The organism is Synechococcus sp. R6-5 (assembly GCF_047461775.1).
Classification (GTDB): domain Bacteria; phylum Cyanobacteriota; class Cyanobacteriia; order Thermostichales; family Thermostichaceae; genus Thermostichus.
This window is the reverse complement of record NZ_JANSHV010000286.1, coordinates 1-788: the sequence shown is the minus strand read 5'-3', so window position 1 is coordinate 788 and position 788 is coordinate 1. Positions and strand designations below refer to the sequence as shown.

Annotated in this window: 1 protein-coding gene; it reads left to right on the top strand. The window is 60.2% G+C overall.

Annotated features, from left to right (window positions below; all coding sequences use genetic code 11):
- Positions 1-178: 178 nt before the first annotated feature.
- Positions 179-788, top strand: a 610-nt coding sequence (locus NW818_RS12830; RefSeq protein WP_414424773.1) for a Uma2 family endonuclease, incomplete at its 3' end; no start/stop codon positions are given.

The following is a 788-nucleotide window of genomic DNA, read 5'->3' as shown; positions in this document are numbered from 1 at the left end:
CGATTGGACTCCGTCCCGCTAACGCGATCGGCATCCGCTGCTTCGGTGGCATGTCCATCATGTTCCCGAAAACTTTTGTTACCCTCGAAAAAGGTTACGCCTGCTGGGCAAACAGCTCAGCAGCCTTAGCTGAGCCCTAGTCCGTAGTTAGCAACACCAGCAAGGGATCCCGGTGAGCATGGTTTCCGCACTCTCCAGCCCAGTCCAGCCCTCGATGCCGGAGGCGGCATTTCCTCTGCCAGAGCCACCGGATATTAGTGACCTGGTCATCGAGGACGATGAGCCTGTGGACAGCATTCACTCGGAGAAGCTGCAGCGCCTGCTCACCGGTGCCCTCTACACCTCATTCCAGCCCAAGGCCAAAGACACCGGGGAACCGATCCCCTTTTTGGCCACGGCCAATGTCGGTCTGTTCTATGCCCTCAAACTGCCTCCCCTGATGCCCGATGTGACGCTCAGCCTGGAGGTGGCTCCCCCCGCCAGCTTTGAGCGCAAGGAAGATCGCACCTACCTGGTCTGGGAGATGGGTAAGCCGCCGGATGTGGTCATTGAGATTGTCTCCAAGCGCAAAGGGGAAGAGCTGGGCCGCAAACGCAAAGACTATGCCCGCGCCGGCGTCAGCTACTACGCGGTCTACGATCGCACAGCGGGCGTAGCCTCTCCCTTGCGGCAACCAAGGGAACTGCAGGGATCCCCTCTGGCCCTTTTTCAGCGGCGGGGAGGTGAGTTTGTCCCCTTCGCGTCCACATGGCTGGAGGACAAAGGACTCCGTCCCGCTAACGCGAAAG